The organism is Listeria sp. ILCC797, from assembly GCF_900186185.1.
Classification (GTDB): domain Bacteria; phylum Bacillota; class Bacilli; order Lactobacillales; family Listeriaceae; genus Listeria; species Listeria goaensis.
The window spans coordinates 411,587-428,028 of sequence record NZ_FYBS01000001.1 but is presented as its reverse complement, the minus strand read 5'-3'; the positions used below and the strand labels follow the sequence as shown (position 1 = coordinate 428,028).

At 40.7% G+C, this 16,442-nt stretch carries 20 protein-coding genes; 15 read left to right on the top strand and 5 right to left on the bottom strand.

Translation table 11 applies throughout. The features are described from left to right. Window positions 1-72: 72 nt before the first annotated feature. The 6 genes from BN1609_RS02055 (at window position 73) to BN1609_RS02030 (ending at window position 4,954) form a co-directional block, all read left to right on the top strand. Window positions 73-768 (top strand): copper homeostasis protein CutC, encoded by a 696-nt coding sequence (locus tag BN1609_RS02055; RefSeq protein ID WP_088808649.1) that lies wholly within the window; start codon window positions 73-75, stop codon window positions 766-768. Between the two features lie 120 nt (window positions 769-888). Then, the gene (locus BN1609_RS02050) at window positions 889-1,767 is read left to right on the top strand and encodes a S1 RNA-binding domain-containing protein (RefSeq protein WP_088825291.1); all 879 of its coding nucleotides are present in this window, start codon (window positions 889-891) and stop codon (window positions 1,765-1,767) included. A 105-nt stretch (window positions 1,768-1,872) separates the two neighbouring features. Beyond that, window positions 1,873-2,586: a cell wall-active antibiotics response protein LiaF gene (gene liaF, locus BN1609_RS02045; protein WP_088808651.1), complete on the top strand. Its 714-nt coding sequence runs from the start codon at window positions 1,873-1,875 to the stop codon at window positions 2,584-2,586. After that, on the top strand, window positions 2,583-3,641 hold the full coding sequence (locus BN1609_RS02040; RefSeq protein ID WP_088808652.1) for a sensor histidine kinase: 1,059 nt from the start codon (window positions 2,583-2,585) through the stop codon (window positions 3,639-3,641). The genes liaF and BN1609_RS02040 overlap by 4 nt, the downstream gene beginning before the upstream one ends. Continuing rightward, on the top strand, window positions 3,638-4,279 hold the full coding sequence (locus BN1609_RS02035; protein ID WP_088808653.1) for a response regulator transcription factor: 642 nt from the start codon (window positions 3,638-3,640) through the stop codon (window positions 4,277-4,279). Before BN1609_RS02040 ends, BN1609_RS02035 begins: the two co-directional genes overlap by 4 nt. Window positions 4,280-4,294: 15 nt before the next feature. Next, a complete protein-coding gene (locus BN1609_RS02030) occupies window positions 4,295-4,954 on the top strand; it encodes a TrkA family potassium uptake protein (protein WP_088808654.1) in 660 nt (219 codons plus the stop codon). A gap of 31 nt (window positions 4,955-4,985) precedes the next feature. Here the strand turns inward: BN1609_RS02030 and rnjA are convergent, their stop codons facing one another. Together rnjA and BN1609_RS02020 are read right to left on the bottom strand one after the other, a co-directional pair. After that, window positions 4,986-6,653, bottom strand: a complete 1,668-nt coding sequence (rnjA, locus tag BN1609_RS02025; protein ID WP_088808655.1) for a ribonuclease J1 — start codon at window positions 6,651-6,653, stop codon at window positions 4,986-4,988. Window positions 6,654-6,659: 6 nt separating this feature from the next. Beyond that, on the bottom strand, window positions 6,660-6,869 hold the full coding sequence (locus tag BN1609_RS02020) for a DNA-dependent RNA polymerase subunit epsilon (RefSeq protein WP_088808656.1): 210 nt from the start codon (window positions 6,867-6,869) through the stop codon (window positions 6,660-6,662). A gap of 443 nt (window positions 6,870-7,312) precedes the next feature. On the opposite strand from BN1609_RS02020, the gene BN1609_RS02015 reads away from it, so the two are divergent. The 4 genes from BN1609_RS02015 to BN1609_RS02000 all read left to right on the top strand — a co-directional run bounded on the left by BN1609_RS02015 (window position 7,313) and on the right by BN1609_RS02000 (window position 11,527). Continuing rightward, window positions 7,313-8,083, top strand: a complete 771-nt coding sequence (locus BN1609_RS02015) for a Cof-type HAD-IIB family hydrolase (protein ID WP_088815143.1) — start codon at window positions 7,313-7,315, stop codon at window positions 8,081-8,083. 206 nt (window positions 8,084-8,289) lie between these two features. After that, window positions 8,290-10,200: an OPT family oligopeptide transporter gene (locus BN1609_RS02010; protein WP_088808658.1), complete on the top strand. Its 1,911-nt coding sequence runs from the start codon at window positions 8,290-8,292 to the stop codon at window positions 10,198-10,200. Window positions 10,201-10,212: 12 nt separating this feature from the next. Next, entirely contained in the window at window positions 10,213-10,554 is a 342-nt protein-coding gene (locus tag BN1609_RS02005; RefSeq protein WP_088815144.1) for a PqqD family protein, read from the top strand. Window positions 10,555-10,648: 94 nt separating this feature from the next. Next, complete coding sequence (locus tag BN1609_RS02000) at window positions 10,649-11,527, top strand: ROK family protein (RefSeq protein WP_088840461.1); 879 nt, start codon at window positions 10,649-10,651, stop codon at window positions 11,525-11,527. Window positions 11,528-11,580: 53 nt separating this feature from the next. Here BN1609_RS02000 and BN1609_RS01995 read toward each other — a convergent pair whose 3' ends face one another. From BN1609_RS01995 to BN1609_RS01985, 3 genes are read right to left on the bottom strand one after another with little or no spacing between them, the layout of a single operon-like run. Continuing rightward, a complete protein-coding gene (locus BN1609_RS01995) occupies window positions 11,581-12,141 on the bottom strand; it encodes a molybdenum cofactor guanylyltransferase (RefSeq protein WP_088840460.1) in 561 nt (186 codons plus the stop codon). After that, complete coding sequence (locus BN1609_RS01990; protein ID WP_088809060.1) at window positions 12,125-12,757, bottom strand: ATP-binding cassette domain-containing protein; 633 nt, start codon at window positions 12,755-12,757, stop codon at window positions 12,125-12,127. The genes BN1609_RS01995 and BN1609_RS01990 overlap by 17 nt, the downstream gene beginning before the upstream one ends. Window positions 12,758-12,790: 33 nt before the next feature. Next, entirely contained in the window at window positions 12,791-13,462 is a 672-nt protein-coding gene (locus BN1609_RS01985; protein ID WP_088808662.1) for a molybdenum ABC transporter permease, read from the bottom strand. 168 nt (window positions 13,463-13,630) lie between these two features. On the opposite strand from BN1609_RS01985, the gene BN1609_RS01980 reads away from it, so the two are divergent. From BN1609_RS01980 to moaC, 5 genes are read left to right on the top strand one after another with little or no spacing between them, the layout of a single operon-like run. Beyond that, window positions 13,631-14,842, top strand: coding sequence for a molybdopterin molybdotransferase MoeA (locus BN1609_RS01980; protein ID WP_088808663.1), 1,212 nt, complete (start codon window positions 13,631-13,633; stop codon window positions 14,840-14,842). Beyond that, the gene (mobB, locus tag BN1609_RS01975; protein ID WP_088808664.1) at window positions 14,821-15,309 is read left to right on the top strand and encodes a molybdopterin-guanine dinucleotide biosynthesis protein B; all 489 of its coding nucleotides are present in this window, start codon (window positions 14,821-14,823) and stop codon (window positions 15,307-15,309) included. The genes BN1609_RS01980 and mobB overlap by 22 nt, the downstream gene beginning before the upstream one ends. Beyond that, entirely contained in the window at window positions 15,306-15,728 is a 423-nt protein-coding gene (locus BN1609_RS01970) for a molybdenum cofactor biosynthesis protein MoaE (protein ID WP_088808665.1), read from the top strand. The genes mobB and BN1609_RS01970 overlap by 4 nt, the downstream gene beginning before the upstream one ends. Next, on the top strand, window positions 15,715-15,957 hold the full coding sequence (locus tag BN1609_RS01965; protein ID WP_088808666.1) for a MoaD/ThiS family protein: 243 nt from the start codon (window positions 15,715-15,717) through the stop codon (window positions 15,955-15,957). The genes BN1609_RS01970 and BN1609_RS01965 overlap by 14 nt, the downstream gene beginning before the upstream one ends. Further along, window positions 15,957-16,433 carry a cyclic pyranopterin monophosphate synthase MoaC gene (gene moaC, locus BN1609_RS01960; protein WP_369821452.1) on the top strand — a complete coding sequence of 159 codons (477 nt, stop codon included), beginning with the start codon at window positions 15,957-15,959 and terminating at the stop codon, window positions 16,431-16,433. Before BN1609_RS01965 ends, moaC begins: the two co-directional genes overlap by 1 nt. The last annotated feature ends 9 nt before the right edge of the window (window positions 16,434-16,442 follow it).

Below are 16,442 nucleotides of genomic sequence, written 5' to 3'. Positions count from 1 at the left end.
AATTCTCGCTCTTTTTTACTTGAAAAGCCTAATCAAATTGGCGATAATGAAGAAAGAATGGAGTGGATAAATTTGTTAGAAGTCATTGTTCAAAATGCCGAAGATGCAAAACGCGCGGAACAGTTTGGCGCTGACCGAATGGAAGTTGTTTCGGCGATTAGTGAAGGCGGACTCACACCAAGTTACGGAGCCATTTCTGAAATTGTTAAAAATTCGAAGCTAGAAGCGATGATGATGATTCGGCCACACAGTTTTTCTTTTACATATGATGATGCAGACATTCGCGCCATGAAACGCGATATCGAAGTCGCAAAAGAAGTGGGCACAACAGGAATTGTATTCGGTGCTTTAACCAAAGAAGGGAAGATTGATACGGCATTACTTGAAAAAGTGATTAGCTGGAAAGGTGACTTAAAACTTACTTTTCACCGGGCGCTAGAGGACGCGTCTGACATCGAGGAAGCCTATCAAGTGCTCCGCGGATACGGCGAAGAGATTGACCAAATTTTGACGTCTGGAGGCACAAATAGCGCGCTTGATTCGATTCCACGCCTGAAAAGATGGATAGCAGATAGTAAAAATGCACCGAATTCATTCCGCATACTTGTCGGAAGCGGCGTATCGAGTGAAAACATTGCACAATTTCAGGAAGCTTTGAACCATACGGATTATCACGTTGGAAGCGGTGCCCGAAAAGACAGTAGTTTCGCAAATTCCCTCGACAAAGAAAAAATCACAAAATTACAACAAGCCATTCATTCCCTCTAAATGTAAGCCAAATAAAATATGCTCTGAAAAGCCGCCAATTTTGGTGGCTTTTTAGCTATCTAATTCGCGCAAGATAAGCTATAATAGACCAAGGAATATACGGAAAAGGTGGCAAAAATTGTGCAAAATTTAATTGGCAAAAGCCAAATGATGACAGTGAAAGAAGTTAAACAAGACGGTTTTCTTTTAGAAAAAGAAGGCGAACTCGTTTTATTAAAAAAAGGAAATAGCCAAAACCTAGACCTCGCGGTAGGCGACGACATTCAGGTTTTTGTTTACATCGATTATGACCACGAAGTTACGGCAACCACGACAATACCAAAAGTCCAAGTGGGGCATTACGGCTTTGGAACCATCACAAATGTTCGAAAAGATTTAGGCGTTTTCGTCGATATCGGCATCGAAAAAGATATCGTCGTTTCCATGGACGACCTGCCCGCACTTACGCATCTCTGGCCGAAAAAAGGCGACCGCTTAATGCTCTCTCTTCGGGTGGATGAAAAGCATCGGATTTGGGGCGAGCTTGGTTCGGAAACCGAATATAAAGCCATTTCAAGACGTGCAAAAGAAGATATGTTCAACCAAAATGTATCCGGTACGGTCTATAAGCTCCTAAAAATCGGTTCATTTGTGCTGACGGACAACTATGCAATCGGCTTCATTCACGAAAGCGAACGCACGAGCGAACCACGACTTGGTGAATACGTAAAGGCGCGCGTCATTGCCGTAAAACCAGATGGCACGTTAAATCTTTCCTTGCGCGGCCGGGTCCATGAAGTGCTCAGTGACGACGCCGAAATGATTTTGACCTATTTAAACAGTGTCGGCGGCGAAATGCCATTTGGCGATAAATCAGATCCCGACGCCATTCGCGCTAAATTCGGCATCAGCAAAGCCCAGTTCAAACGCGCAATCGGCACACTAATGAAAGCACGCAAAGTCACACAAGAAGACGGACTCACAACGAAATTAAATACAGCACCGCCTGAATCCGACTAAAGTTGTAGACACGCTTACAGCTATAGCGGTTTGTCCCATTAAGCGGAGTTTTCTATAATGAACCTATTAACGGCTTGATTTAGACAAAAAAAGGAGGTGTTCGTCATGAAAAAATTCGAAAGTTCCACGCTTTTTATTGGTCTTATTATCGTCATTGTTGGAATTGGTTTAGAAGTTTTATTTAAATGGCAACTTTTAATCATGCTTGCCATCGGTATTTTCTTACTATTTTCTTCGCGCAAGACTGATTTAACAAAGCGGAAGCAACGCAATCGTTTGTTTTTAGCAGCCGTATTTATTTTAATAGCCATTCTTCTCACTTCTACGTTTAAAGTAGGGTTAGTGATTGTTGGAATCTTTGCGATTTTTCATTACATTGGTCGTAAACGAGCGCCAGAACTACTTATGCTTGAAACAAGTGAGCCTGAATCAAAAACGGATAAGACGAACCATTTCATTCGCAATCAGTGGTTCGGCAATCAGCGTGTGTTAGATGTTGTATATGAATGGGAAGATATTAATGTGCAAACTGGAATCGGTGATACGATAATTGATCTCGGGAACACCGTTTTACCTACAGGAGAAAGCATTATTATGATTCGTGGTATATCCGGGAAAATTCGGTTGCTTGTTCCATTTGATATTGGCATTTGCCTAGAGCACTCAGCTATTTTCGGTAAATTACAATATGATAAGCAAAGTACAATGATGCAAAATAATACGGTCAAGATTTACTCGGATAATTATGATCGTTCAGCACGTAAAATTAAAATCGTCACATCCGTTGTGTTTGGAGATTTAGAGGTGATTCGTCTATGACTTATACGAAGACCCAAATGGCGCTTTGTTCAGCTCTATTACTTGGGGCTACGCTTGTCGGAACGCTCATTTACTATTTCGCAAGTAATTTAAGTTGGTATGAGCTCTTATTTCAATCTAAAATCCTATATTTACCTTACGTTGTTTTTGTACCACTAACGGCTGTTTCAGCAGGTGTAATTATCGGGGCTGTTTCTGGGTATGTTATTAAACAGAAATTTGAAGGCATCGATTTTGCAATTCGCCTACTTGAACAAGGGGATTTAGAAAAGAAAGTTCACGATGAAGATGAAGAAAATTTTGTTGAAGTACAGCAAGTGTACAAACAAATCGATCAGCTGCGCGAAAAAATGAAATCCCAAACGCTCTTAACGCAAAAAATAGCAAGCGAAAAAGCAGAAACAAGCGGTGAAACAAAAGAAGCGATTCTGTCAGAAGAACGTCACCGTATCGCGCGTGAATTGCACGATTCTGTCAGCCAGCAATTGTTTGCCGCCATGATGCTTTTATCAGCGCTGAATGAACAAGTTGAGAACAATGCTTCTCCCGTTTTGCAGAAACAATTAAAAATGGTAGAATCAATAGTAAATGAATCTCAATCTGAAATGCGTGCGCTACTCTTGCATTTACGTCCAACGCAACTAGAAGGAAAGTCGCTCAAAAAAGGTATGGAACAGCTTCTAAAAGAGCTAACAACCAAACTGCCAATTAAAGTGGAGTGGCAAATTGAAGATATTAAATTGCAAAAAGGAATTGAAGATCATTTGTTCCGTATTGTACAAGAATTACTCTCCAACACGCTACGTCATTCAAAAGCGGAATTGCTTGAAGTTCGTTTTGTTTTCATTGATAATTTAGCCGTTTTAAAAGTCGTAGATGACGGAATCGGTTTTGACATGAATAATGTGCCCCAAGGCTCATACGGCTTACAAAATATGCGTGAACGTGTCGCTGAATTTGGCGGGGTCATTAAAATAATTAGTTTTCCCAAAAAGGGAACAAGTGTAGAGATTAAAATTCCGTTAGTGGCGGAGAAGGAAGTGGACGACGAATGATAAAAGTTTTATTAGTAGACGATCATGAGATGGTACGCATTGGCGTATCTGCTTATTTATCTGTCCAAGATGATATGGAAGTCGTAGGCGAAGCAGAAAATGGTCTTGAAGGCGTAAAAATGGCAATGGACCTGCGCCCCGACATTATTTTAATGGATTTAGTCATGGAAGAAATGGACGGAATCGAAGCAACAAAAGAAATTATGCAACAATGGAAAGAAGCGAAAATCATCATCGTCACAAGTTTTATTGATGATGAAAAAGTGTATCCTGCACTGGAAGCTGGTGCGAGTAGCTACATGCTGAAAACATCGACAGCAAGTGAAATTGCTGATGCCATTCGCGCTACATACGGCGGGGATTCTGTGCTCGAACCTGAAGTGACCGGGAAAATGATGCAACGACTAACCGCAAAACCAGAAAAGAACTTGCATGATGATTTAACAAATCGCGAAAATGAAATTTTACTTTTAATCGCAGAAGGAAAATCAAATCAAGAAATTGCCGATGAGCTTTTCATTACACTCAAAACCGTAAAAACACACGTCAGCAATATTTTATCGAAACTAGACGTGCAGGACCGGACTCAAGCAGCGATTTATGCTTTTAAACATGATTTGGTTAAAAATCAAGGATAGAGAGGCGTTTTTAGAATGAAAGAAGGATTTGCAGTTATCGGCCTCGGCCGTTTTGGTGGAAGTATTTGCCGCTCTCTTATAGAGCAGGGAATGGAAGTACTCGCGATTGATTCGAGTGAAGAGCGCGTCAATGAATATATGTCGATTGCAACCCATGCGGTTATTGCGAATTCAACAGACGAAAACGCGCTTCGTCAGCTTGGCATTCGAAATTTTGAACACGTCATTGTGTCAATCGGTGAAGATATTCAGTCGAGTATTTTAACAACCCTCATTTTAAAAGAAATGGGCGTTAAATTCGTGACAGCAAAAGCTACTAGTGACAAACATGCCAAATTGCTCGATAAAATTGGAGCTGACCGAGTCGTTCACCCAGAACGCGACATGGGACGACGAATTGCCCACTACATCGTATCAAAAAACATGCTCGACTACTTGGAACTTTCCGATGAATACAGTCTTGTAGAAATTGCTGTGTCCGATCCAAGATTCCTCGGAAAAAGCTTACAAGAACTTGATTTCCGAAATGAATACGGCGTCAATATCGTCGGTATAAAACGCGACAAACAAATGATTATCACACCAGAAGCGCAGGCTGCTTTACACGATGGAGACATTCTTATCGTAATCGGTTCTGATGATGATATTGAACGTCTACAAGAAAAAATCCAATAGAAAAACGAGTGGAAATTTCCACTCGTTTTTTTTATACTTCCATAATGATTGGTAAAATCATTGGACGGCGTTTTGTTTTTTCATAAAGGAATGGTTGTAGTGTGTCGGTAATTTCATTTTTAATTTCCGACCATTGCGTCGTTTTACGTCCCATAACTTTATTTAAATGTTTTTTAAGCAAGTCTTGTGCTTCGCCAATTAAATTTCCTGATTCGCGCATATAAATGAATCCGCGGGAAATGATATCTGGTCCAGCCATTACTCTTGAGTTTTTCATATCAATTGAAACGACCACAGTAACAAGACCTTCTTCAGATAAAATGCGACGATCGCGCAAGACGATATTTCCAATATCACCAATTCCGCTGCCATCAATGTAGACGTTTGCTGCTTGAATTTTACCTGCCACATGGGCGGAATCACTTGTTAGCGCAAGCACATCACCATTGCCGCAAATAAAGCTGTTTTCAAGTGGCACATCGCACTCTGCTGCTGATTCAGCATGGATTTTTTGCATTCTATATTCCCCGTGAATCGGCATAAAATATTTTGGTTTCATCAAACGAAGCATTAGTTTTTGTTCTTGTTGGCCGCCGTGTCCAGAAGTATGAATGTTGTTTACTTTTCCGTGAATAACTTCTGCGCCTGCTTGATAAAGCAAGTTAATTGTACGATTGACGCTAATTGTGTTTCCCGGAATCGGGGACGAGGAGAAGACAACCGTATCGCCTGGTTGAATTTGAATTTGACGGTGCGTCCCGTTTGCGATTCGCGAAAGTGCCGCCATTGGTTCCCCTTGACTTCCTGTACAAAGAATCGTTAACTCATTTGCCGGAATACGATTGATTTGGTTAGCTTCAACAAAAGTATCTTTCGGCGCTTTAATATAGCCAAGTTCACGACCAATCTCAATCGCGGACTCCATACTCCGACCAAAAACAGCGATTTTGCGTCCCGTTTCAAGTGAGGATTCCACAACTTGTTGCAAACGATAAATGTTGGAAGCAAATGTGGCGAAGATAATCCGACCAGGTACATCACGGAAGATGTTTTTAATACTTTCCCCAACAACGCGTTCACTCATCGTAAAGTTAGGAACTTCAGCGTTTGTGCTATCTGACAAAAGACATAACACGCCTTCTTTTCCAATTTCAGCCATTTTAGTTAAGTTAGCAGGCTCGCCAACCGGTGTGAAATCAAATTTGAAATCACCAGTGTGCACAATATTACCAGAAGGTGTTTTAACGACAACACCGTAAGTATCCGGAATACTATGCGTTGTTCCGAAAAATGAAACGCTCGTTTTTCTAAATTTAAATACATCGTCTTCTTCAAACTCATAAATTTTAGCTTGACGAAGTAAACCATGTTCTTCTAATTTATTGCGAATAAGAGCGCTCGCTAGTTTCCCTGCATAAATGGGAATGTTAATTTGGCGAAGTAAATAGGGCACACCACCAATGTGATCTTCGTGACCATGCGTAATAAAAAGCCCTTTAATTTTATCTTTATTTTTCACTAAATAAGTGTAGTCAGGAATGACATAATCAATCCCTAATAGCTCATCTTCTGGAAACTTAATTCCAGCGTCAATCAAAATAATTTCATCTTGAAATTGTACGCCATACGTATTTTTACCGATTTCACCAAGTCCACCCAAGGCGAAAACAGCCGTTTCATTATTTTTTACAAATTTCATAAAATCTTACTTCTTCCAGAGCGAAAAGCCCGGTTGTCCTTCTTCATACGCTAAATGCTTGTCACTCAAACCTTCGATAAATTCGATGTGGAAAGGTTCATTTTTTAAATTTTGGCGTACTTCAACTTCATCATTTGCGTCCATGTATAAAGTTTGTGTTTTCTCTCTAACAGGTGTTTCAGTACTTGTTTCCTGATAAAATACTTTAAAAATCATTTTTTTCTCTCCTTAGTTATAAAAAATTAAAAAAAGTCAGCTTGTAAACTCTACAAGTCCTAAACTTTGATTTTAGTGTTTGCGGATATTAATTTGTAGGCATGGAAAAAGACAAAAGTAAAGTAGCACAGCAGGACAAGCTAATCCTATCTGCGTGCATCATAAAGTGTCATGTAAGGTTTTAATTAACATACCATCATTCCACGAATTTAAAACAAATTTGTGGGATGTGAACGTCATTAAAAACTCCTTTTTCCAAATGTATTTCAAGATTCTTTTTCTCCGAACAATATCCTTGCTTTCTAATATACCATAAAATGACATAAATGCTACTAGAATATGCCTTATTTTCGTAAAAAAGCTGTTTTTAGATAGATTTTCCCACTTTTTAAATGAATTTGTTATACTAAAGTAGAAGTCTAAGTACTGAGGAGTATGTCTAAATGAGTAAAATTGTATTTTTTGATGTAGATGGCACACTTGTGAATGAAGCAAAAGAAATTCCAGCTTCCACAAAAGAAGCCGTTCAAAAGCTTCAAGAAAAAGGCATTTTTGTGGCCATTGCAACAGGAAGAGCACCGTTTATGCTAGATGAAATTGCAAGAGAATTAAATATTCAATCCTTTGTCAGTTACAATGGACAATATGTTATTTTTGAAGGAGAAGTCATTTATAAAAATCCGCTCCCACAAGAATCCCTTGAACGCTTAATTACAGTTGCAACTGAACGAGAAAATCCAATCGTATTTTCAGCAAGCGATTCACTTCGAGTAAATTTACCTAATCACCCTGGTGTAGCAGAAGGCATGTCATCTATTAAACGTGAATATCCAAGAGTAGATGCCAACTATTATAAGGGACGCAACATTTATCAATGCCTCCTTTTCTGCGCCGAAAAAGATGATGATTTTTACGCGGAAAATTTCCCGCAGTATCGTTTCTTACGCTGGCACGACGTTTCCGTTGATGTTTGTCCAGCGAACGGATCAAAAGCAAAAGGCATTCGTGAGTTAATTAAAAAGCTCGGGTTTAAAATGGAGGACACATACGCATTTGGTGACGGCCTTAATGATATTGATATGTTAAAAGAAGTTGGGTGCGGCGTTGCAATGGGAAATGGGCGCGATGAAGTCAAAGCTGTAGCAGATTACGTCACAGATTCAGTCGAAGAAGATGGCATTATGAAGGCACTTCAACATCTTGGGATTCTGTAGGAAAATTCTATTAATTTGAATAATATTAAGATAGCGATAAGTCAAAAGACCTGTTTTGTGGAAAAACGGGTCTTTTTTTTGGTGAAATATGTATGGTTTTATTCTTATTTACGTAAAATATGTTGTAAAAGTCATGTGACAGGTGTACTATATTAGATGTTGCTTTTATGCTGTAAAGCAGTTAATAAATATAAAGGAGTGTTAATATGAGTGAACAAAAAGGGCGTAAGCCATTTGTTCCTTATATCCCTGCATCGAAATCACTTCCAGAACTTACGGTTACATCTATCGTTCTAGGTATCATTCTTGCCATTCTATTTGGCGCAGCAAATGCTTATTTAGGATTAAAGGTAGGTCTAACAGTATCGGCATCTATTCCAGCCGCAGTTATTTCGATGGGGATATTACGAGGTATTTTTAAGCGGGATTCCATTTTAGAAAATAATATTGTACAAACAATGACAACAGCCGGCGAAGCCTTAGGTGCAGGAGCGGTATTTACGATTCCGGCGCTATTCTTAATGGGTGTTGAAATTAAGCAAATTATGTTGATATTCATCGTTCTTGTCGGGGGATTCCTTGGCGTATTCATGATGGTTCCACTTAGAAGAATGCTCATTGTAAATGAACATGAGACTCTTCCATACCCAGAAGGAACAGCTTGTGCAGAAGTTTTAAAATCTGGTGAAACAGGTGGCTCACAAGCAAAATTAGTCGCACTTGGCTTTTTAGCAGGCGGTAGCGTAAAAATACTTACAGACGGCTTTAAACTTTTTAAAAGTGAAATCCAAGTCGGCGTTTATAAATTTCAAGAAGCCTTCATTGGAACTCAAATTTATCCAGCATTAGTCGGTGTCGGCTTTATTATCGGCCCTAAAATTGCTGGTCAAATGGTAGCTGGTGGTCTTATGGCTTCATTAGTTTTAGTACCTTCCATCGCCTTTTTTGGGGGAGAGAGTGCGCAAATTATCTTTCCTGCAAGTGAAGCACTTAAAAATCTTGATGCAGCAGGAATTTGGGATAATTACATAAGATATATTGGCGCAGGGGCAGTTGCGGCAGGTGGACTGATTACACTTGTCAAAACTTTACCAGCCATTATTCAAACTTTACGCAGCACAATGAAAAGTATGAACAAAAATAAAGGTGGAAAAATGCTTGAATTAGAACGTACAGATAAAGATATTCCAATGAAATGGGTTATCATCTGTATTGCAATTCTACTCGTTATTATCGCCTTTGATCCATTCACAAATGTAGGGATTATTGGTGCGCTTGCCATCGGTATTTTCGGCTTTTTATTTGTAACAGTTGCTTCTCGTATTGTAGGGATTGTCGGAAGTTCTTCTTCACCAGTTTCTGGTATGACAATTGCAACATTACTTATTGTTGCGCTCGTTTATAAAGCTTTTGGTTATCACGGTGATGAAGGAATCATATTAACCTTAACTGTTGCGGCTATCGTCTGCTCAGCGCTTGCTGTTGCAGGAGATATTTCTCAGGATTTAAAAACAGGTTATTTAGTTGGTGGAACTCCTTGGAAACAACAAGTCGCAATGATGATAGGTGTACTTGCTAGTGGTCTTGTTATGGGATATATTTTAACCTTACTTGACAATGCTTATGGCATGGGTTCGGCTGAATTGCCAGCTCCAAAAGCAATGCTTATGAAAATTCTTGCAGAAGGAATTTTAAATGGCAATTTACCGTGGACGCTTATATTCATCGGCGTTTCAATTGCGATTGTCATTGAATTTTTAGGCATGAATTCACTCGTATTTGCAGTAGGCCTATACTTGCCACTAAACATTAGTGCAACCGTTATGTTCGGTGGCTTCGTACGAATGATTGTAAATGCAGTTATTAAGCATAAAAAAGAAAAAGATACAGAAGGAAAAGGCGCAGAAAGAATTGAGCGTGGGACATTGTTCGCATCCGGTTTAATTGCCGGTGAATCGCTACTCGGCGTTATTATCGCTTTCATCATTTCGATTAACGCAAACATCATTCCAACAGAAGTGCTCATTCAAAATCAGTGGTTACCATTTATCGTCTTTATAATCATCTGTACACTTCTTTATATTTCAACCGTTCCACGTTCTAAAAAAGCAAAATAGGAGGGACATTTTGTGGCAAAAGAAAAAGTGAATTTGCTCCATCAAATTCCGGTTTTAAAAGATAAATTGCAAGTCACGAAAGAAGGCGATAAAGCGTATTTACTTGTGGCACGAAATAACCCTATTGAAAAAATAGCAGTCCGCTTTTTTAAACAAAAAGCCTTTCGTAAAATTCAATTAGATGCAGAAGGCGAATTTATTTTAAGCCGCATTGACGGGCAAAAAAACGTGTTTGAGCTTGAAGCAGAGTTTAATGAAACCTTCGGTAATGAAGATGAAATGAGCCTATCACGCTTAGTCCGCTTCCTGCAAATTGTTGAATCATACGGTTGGCTAAAATGGAGAAAAGCTTAACCTAAGCTGGGAATGTTAAAACATTCCCAGCTTTTTTTTGACAGATACGAAAAACTATGGCATTAATTAAGAAAAAGCTTTTGGAGGGAATAGAATGGATCTACTAGTTTTTGACTTCGGTGGTACAAGTGTAAAAGGCGGCGTCTGGCATAATAATGCGCTCGAAGACACTTTTTCATTTCCAACACCTAAAACTTGGGACAAAATGAAAGCGTTATTAAAAAAGGAACTTGAAAGTCGGCAAAATAAATTTTCGTTTTCAGGCGTCGCAATTAGTGCCCCGGGCGTTGTATTAAACGAACAAGGGATTATCGATGGCATTAGTGCTATTCCGTATATTCACCACTTTCCAATCAAAGAAGAATTGAAAAAGCTATTCGAATTGCCAGTAGAAATGATTAACGACGCGAATGCGGCCGGAATGGCGGAAGCAATTTGCGGGGCAGCGAAAGGTTTACCGAACGTCCTATTTCTAATTCTCGGAACTGGGGTTGGTGGTGTTTTCATTCAAAACGGTCAGCTGTACACAGGAAAACATGGCTATGCTGGCGAATACGGCATGATGTTTTTAGAAGGCGATAAAACCTTTAGTGAACTCGGCACGGTTGTCCGCATCGTAGAACGCTATAGTAAGCGAACAGGAGAAGAAAAGGGCTCGTTAAGCGGAGAAATTATTTTTAAACGTGCAGAAGACGGAGACACAGTCGCACAAGAAGAAATCAAGAAATTTTACCACACGCTTGCGCTTGGCATTTTTAACTTGCAAGTTGCTTTCGACCCAGACTGCATCGTTCTAGGCGGTGGGATTTCGTCGCGCCAAGCTTTTCTTACTGAAATGAAGCAAACAATGGACGCTTTTTTGGAAGAAAAGGAGTGGGGCTACTTTGCGCCAGAACTCAGACAATGCGAGTTCCAAAATCAAGCCAACCTAATTGGAGCGGCAGAATACTTCAAAAGCCAAATTGCAGGCTGATATTTCAAAAAGGCACAGCTCTCATTTTAGAGCTGTGCCTTTTTAAATTCATATTATAACGGCGTATTTTGGTTGAGAAAGGCCAGTTCGTCGTTGAAAAAGAGCGGGGCAGTGCCCAGTTTTTCTAAAAGATGTGTCACGCGATGCTCATCCAGCTGGATGCAACTTGCGATGGCGCTTTTGAAATTCGGAAGATGTGCCATTAAATAGTGGTCATGCTCTTTTGTTTTGACGTAGACGTTCTGAGCGGCAAGAAGGCGTACAAAATCGGCTGTTTGGATATGCGGCACATCGACGGGCGTAATCAGGCAATTTTCCCCGTGTAACATGCGCGAAACGCTATAAAGGCCACCAAGCGGGCCGTAATCAGCAAGTTCTGGCTCATCGACAACCAGTTTAATTCTTTCGTTTTGAGAAAAAAGGGTGTTCATCTTACCCAATTGTTTTTCCTGAATGGAAATATAAATCAGCGAGACGACGGGCGTTAGTTTGGCTACAAGTTCCTCCACCCACGTTTTCGTTTTACCTTCCGGGACATAGAACGCCTTGTCACAGCCAAAGCGCGTCGAATTCCCACCAGCTAAAATTATGGCAACACTAGGCGTCTTTTTCAAGGTGACCATCCTTTAAAATCACAATTTCGTTCGTCATTTTTTGCGCTTCAAAACGGTAATGCGTCACAAAAATGACAGGTAAATTGAAATCCGTAGCCATATTTTGAACAAGGTCCATACAAAGGTGGCGCGTATCCTCATCAAGCCCATTAAACGGTTCATCAAGCAGGAGCAGGTTCGGGTTAATGATCATTGCGCGCGCCATCGCCACACGCTGTTTTTCGCCCCCAGAAAGCTTTTGAACGGAAGAATAAAGCAAGTGTGAAATTTGCAAGTAATCGCCGATGTGGCGAACTTGGCGTTCGATTGCTGCTGTATCTTTTCGCTTAGCTTTATTCATTTTAAGCCCAAAAGAAATATTGTCGTACACGTTCATATTGGGAAAGAGCGCTAAATTTTGAAACAAGTAGCCTACTTTTCGTTCTGCTGTCGGCAAATGAAGGGCAATAGACGTGTCGTCGAAAGCGATATCCTCAAACTGGATAATGCCAGAATCAATTCGCTTCAAGCCGCTTATACATTGAAATAGCGTTGATTTCCCGGCACCGCTCGCTCCCATAATCGCGGTGATTTTATTCCCAAAAGTATAATCCACTTTTAAATCATGAAAAGGCATTTTTTTAGTAAATTGAAGTTGTAAAGTCACGTTTTACATCCCCCTCATCAAATTGCTTTGTCTAACGGTTAAAACATGAATAATCATGAGTGCCACAACGCCAATAAGTAAATTTAGAAGTCCTAAATAAAAGGCAAGTTTCATATTTCCTTGCTGTACCATAAAATAAATGCTTGATGCAATCGTATCGGTTTTTCCTTCGATGTAACCAGCGACCATAAGGGTTGCGCCAAACTCACCCATTGCGCGGCAAAAGCTTAACAGAATACCAGCTAAAATAGGTTGCCAGCAATTTGGCAGAATGACTTTGCGGAAAATTTGACCGGAACTTGCAGATAGCGTTTCCGCTGCCCAGACGAGTTCGTGATCAATGGATAAAAACGCCGCTTTTAAACCTTGATACATGATGGGCAAAATGATGATGACGGTAGCAACGATAGCACCAGCCAGCGAAAAGATAAAGCTAAAATGGAAGGTATCCCAAATCATGCCCCCAAACGGGTTGTTTTTCCCAAAAATAGAAAGCAAAATTAAACCAACAACGGTTGGTGGTAAGACGAGTGGAAGTAAAATTAAAGTTTCAACTGGAAGCTGAATTTTTGATTTCCGTTTTGCAAAATAATAACTAAGTGGTAACATAGCGAAAAAGGCGATAGTTGTAGAAATAACCGCCACAAAAATAGAATGCCAAACAGGCGTAAACATATTGATGACCTCCAAGCCAAGAAAAGAAGATGTTTTCTGCTATTATTATCGCTTTCTGGACTATAAAATGTCAATGATTAGCCGAAATCAAACGGCTTCACTGTTCAAATACGCTCATTTACGTTATATTAGTATAAAGTAAACGCATACAGAAAATGAGGGGTTTTTATGACGTTTAAACGGGATTCGATTTCCTACAAAGAAGCTCAAAATATCGTGGTCGAGAAATCAGTCACATTAAGTGAAGAATTGACCGCGCTTTATTCAAGTAAAGGAAGGGTGTTAAGCCGCGCTATTCTTGCGCCGTTTGACTTTCCTTACTTCCGCAGGTCAGGCTATGACGGTTTTGCGATTTGCGCGGCTGATGATTGGAACTATCCGATTACGCTTCGTGTGGTGGGCGAAGTGCCATGTGGTGCGACGTATGACAAGCCGCTAAAAAAAGGAGAAACGGTTCGCATTATGACCGGTGCAAAGGTGCCAGATGGAGCCGCTAAAATTATTATGCTGGAGCAGTCAAAACGAGCGGAAGACGGTTTTATCACCTTAATTAATACGCAACCACAAAGTAACATTACTGAAGTGGGAGCAGAATTTCGCGCTGGTGACGTCTTACTTCCGAAAGGCCATGTCATAAACGCGGGTTCAGTAAGCTTGCTTGCTGCTTTTGGCATAACGGAAATACATACCATTCAACGCCCCAAAGTGGCTATTTTTTCAACTGGAAGCGAGCTTGTCTCACCATTTGAAGCTTTACCAGATGGGAAAATCTATAATAGTAATGACGCACTGTTGCGCACGCTCCTAGAAGAATTTGATTGCGAAATTTGTTTCCAAGAGGCGCTGCCAGATGATTACGAATTGACACTTGAAAAATTGACTTTGGCAAGCGAAACAGCAGATTTGATCATTACAACTGGCGGGGTGTCCGTTGGCGATTATGATTTTATGGCCGATATCGCGACCCAAAACGAGCTTCTTTTCAACAAAATCCAAATGCGTCCCGGCAGTCCAACCACGGCTCTGCGCTTTCGCGGCAAACTCTTAATCGCCTTGTCTGGCAACCCAGGCGCGTGTTTTACAGGCTATCATTTGTTTGTTCTACCTGCACTTGCGAAACTTTCGGGGAAAAAGTTACCGATTCGTGAGGTGACGGGGATTATGGCAGAAGACTACTTAAAAAATAATGGCTACGACCGCTTCTTACGCGGCACATATAGCGAGCAAGCAGGCACCTTTTTTGTTTCCAAAGTAGGAAGTGATATGTCGAGTTCGCTTGGCAACCTGCATCTAGCAACCTGTTTAATTATGATTCCGCGGGGACAAGTCGGCAAGAAAAAAGGAGAAGAGGTTAGCGTATGGCTATTGTCCTCCAAGTAGTGGGCTTTAAAAATAGCGGTAAGACGACGCTCATTCGCGATTTTATCGGCATGTTGAAGCAACAAAGCTATACAGTTCACGCCATTAAGCATGACGCTCATGATTTTGAGATGGATCATATCGGAACGGATACATATTTTTTTGCAGAAGAAGGTGCGGATGCGGTCATGATTACGTCTAGCGAAAAATACGCCATCGTCAGTCAGGAAAATGTCACACTTCATGATGCGATTGCAAAATTAGGGGCAGCAGATATAACGCTTGTAGAAGGCTATAAAAATGCGCCTTTTCCTAAAATTGTCCTTCTGCGTTCGGCAGACGAGATGATGTGGTTTAAGCAGGAAGTAGGGCAAATTATCGCGTTTGTTTCCCTTGTGAGGTTGGAACAGAATGAAGTGACTTTCATTGGGACAAACGAAACGAGAACGGCATTTTTAGAATCGTTAATTGGGGAGTTTTTAGAATGAAAAGGGTAGAATTAACACATAAAAAAATTGAAATTGCGCCGCTGTATGATTTTCTAATTGACGCTAAATACGGCGGAATCAATACATTTGTAGGTACGATTCGCGAATGGACGGGGGAAGTTCAGACGGAGCGAATGCGTTACACAGCCTACGAGGAGATGGCGCTTTTAGAAATGGAAAAGCTTGCCCAATTTGTAGAAGCTAAATTTGATGCACGTGTTGCTATTGTGCACCGCCTAGGCGACCTAGAACTTTCAGATATTGCCGTTTTTATTGGTGTCGCAACGAAGCATCGCGCTGAAAGTTATGAAGGCTCTCGATATATTATTGAGCAGTTGAAAAAATCGGTTCCCATTTGGAAAGAGGAATTCGATACGGATAAAGTAAGATGGGGAGGCTTAAACGATGACAACCATTAAGTTTTTTGCCTATTTGACAGAAAAAGTCGCGCCTGAAGCTGCACTCAACGTGACAGGCTGCCAAACGGTAGGCGATGTGCGGGATTTAATTAGCAGTGAGTTTCCAGAAATCGCAGATGACTTACACCGCTCTATGCTTGCCGTCAACATGGAATTTAAACAAGATACAGATGAATTACCCGAGTCAATTCTAGAAATTGCGGTCATTCCGCCTGTTAGTGGAGGTTGATGATGGATAAATTATCACATTTTAACAAAGAAAAGCGCGCTCAAATGGTAGACGTGACAGAGAAGAATGAAACAAAACGAATTGCGGTTGCAGAAGCAGTTGTTGTGATGCAACCTGAAACATTAACGCGCATTAAAGAAGGTAAAATTTCAAAAGGTGATGTTTTGGCCGTAGCTCAAGTGGCTGGCATTATGGCTGCGAAAAAAACGAGCGATTTTATCCCCATGTGTCACCCGTTAATGACGACAAAAGCGGATTTATCGTTTCAAGATGACGGTGACAGGACGCTAACCATCCAAGCGACGGTGGTTACAGTTGGCAAAACAGGGGTCGAGATGGAGGCACTCTCAGCAGCAAGCATCGCGGCACTCACCATTTATGATATGTGTAAAGCCATGGACCGCGGCATGGAAATTACACGGACGCGTTTGCTTCAAAAATCAGGCGGTAAAAGTGGCGAATTTTCGTCAAAATAGGGGGAATAG

Excerpts from the sequence above, each read along its gene's own strand:
- liaF (WP_088808651.1), top strand. The coding sequence starts at position 1,873 with ATGAAAAAATTCGAAAGTTCCACGCTTTTTATTGGTCTTATTATCGTC.
- BN1609_RS02040 (WP_088808652.1), top strand. The coding sequence starts at position 2,583 with ATGACTTATACGAAGACCCAAATGGCGCTTTGTTCAGCTCTATTACTT.
- BN1609_RS02035 (WP_088808653.1), top strand. The coding sequence starts at position 3,638 with ATGATAAAAGTTTTATTAGTAGACGATCATGAGATGGTACGCATTGGC.
- BN1609_RS02030 (WP_088808654.1), top strand. The coding sequence starts at position 4,295 with ATGAAAGAAGGATTTGCAGTTATCGGCCTCGGCCGTTTTGGTGGAAGT.
- rnjA (WP_088808655.1), bottom strand. The coding sequence starts at position 6,653 with ATGAAATTTGTAAAAAATAATGAAACGGCTGTTTTCGCCTTGGGTGGA.
- BN1609_RS02020 (WP_088808656.1), bottom strand. The coding sequence starts at position 6,869 with ATGATTTTTAAAGTATTTTATCAGGAAACAAGTACTGAAACACCTGTT.
- BN1609_RS02015 (WP_088815143.1), top strand. The coding sequence starts at position 7,313 with ATGAGTAAAATTGTATTTTTTGATGTAGATGGCACACTTGTGAATGAA.
- BN1609_RS02010 (WP_088808658.1), top strand. The coding sequence starts at position 8,290 with ATGAGTGAACAAAAAGGGCGTAAGCCATTTGTTCCTTATATCCCTGCA.
- BN1609_RS02000 (WP_088840461.1), top strand. The coding sequence starts at position 10,649 with ATGGATCTACTAGTTTTTGACTTCGGTGGTACAAGTGTAAAAGGCGGC.
- BN1609_RS01990 (WP_088809060.1), bottom strand. The coding sequence starts at position 12,757 with ATGCCTTTTCATGATTTAAAAGTGGATTATACTTTTGGGAATAAAATC.
- BN1609_RS01985 (WP_088808662.1), bottom strand. The coding sequence starts at position 13,462 with ATGTTTACGCCTGTTTGGCATTCTATTTTTGTGGCGGTTATTTCTACA.
- BN1609_RS01980 (WP_088808663.1), top strand. The coding sequence starts at position 13,631 with ATGACGTTTAAACGGGATTCGATTTCCTACAAAGAAGCTCAAAATATC.
- mobB (WP_088808664.1), top strand. The coding sequence starts at position 14,821 with ATGGCTATTGTCCTCCAAGTAGTGGGCTTTAAAAATAGCGGTAAGACG.
- BN1609_RS01970 (WP_088808665.1), top strand. The coding sequence starts at position 15,306 with ATGAAAAGGGTAGAATTAACACATAAAAAAATTGAAATTGCGCCGCTG.
- BN1609_RS01965 (WP_088808666.1), top strand. The coding sequence starts at position 15,715 with ATGACAACCATTAAGTTTTTTGCCTATTTGACAGAAAAAGTCGCGCCT.
- moaC (WP_369821452.1), top strand. The coding sequence starts at position 15,957 with ATGATGGATAAATTATCACATTTTAACAAAGAAAAGCGCGCTCAAATG.